Consider the following 668-nt stretch of genomic DNA (forward strand, 5'->3'; position numbering starts at 1 on the left):
TGCCCCAACGACAGGTAAGGCATCAATATTACCCAAACCTAATTGTTCAAGATACGGTAATTTTTGATCAAATCCTTCTAACGTATGTTTTAGTGTGTGGGACCCTTCATCATTAAAATCTTTCGCATCTGGGGCTTCTCCTATCCCAACAGAATCCATGACAATCAAATGTACACGTTGAAATGGTGTTGTCATATAAATCACTCCTACATTGATTAATTTAGCTGTTATCGTTTAATAGTCTGCGTCTGATTCCAATCCTTGCATGATTTGAACACCTGCACTTGCGCCCACACGTGTGGCACCTGCTTCAACCATTGCGTTAAAATCTTCTAAACTACGCACACCGCCGGAGGCTTTCACTTCTAATGCCTCCCCGACAGTCTCTTTCATTAATTTCACATCTTCAGGTGTGGCACCGCCACCCGCAAAGCCAGTGGATGTTTTCACAAAGTGTGCGCCTGCTGCTTGTGCTAATTCAGAGGCTTTCACTTTTTCTTCATCTGTCAGTAAGACTGTTTCAATAATGACTTTAACCGTATGTCCTTGAGCCGCTTTGACCACAGCTTCAATATCTTGTTGTACATCAGCGTAACGTCCGTCTTTTAAAGCACCAATGTTGATGACCATATCAATTTCATCTGCACCTTTACGTAAAGCATCTTCTG

Annotated in this window: 1 protein-coding gene and 1 pseudogene; both read right to left on the minus strand. The window is 42.4% G+C overall.

What is annotated here, in order from left to right:
- Positions 1-195 (minus strand): annotated as a pseudogene (locus tag C1H58_RS12080) (phosphopentomutase); the annotation flags it as partial.
- Between the two features lie 39 nt (positions 196-234).
- Positions 235-668, minus strand: a 434-nt coding sequence (deoC, locus tag C1H58_RS12085) for a deoxyribose-phosphate aldolase (RefSeq protein WP_165546314.1), incomplete at its 5' end; no start/stop codon positions are given.

Source organism: Staphylococcus sp. 191, from assembly GCF_011174885.1.
Classification (GTDB): domain Bacteria; phylum Bacillota; class Bacilli; order Staphylococcales; family Staphylococcaceae; genus Staphylococcus; species Staphylococcus coagulans.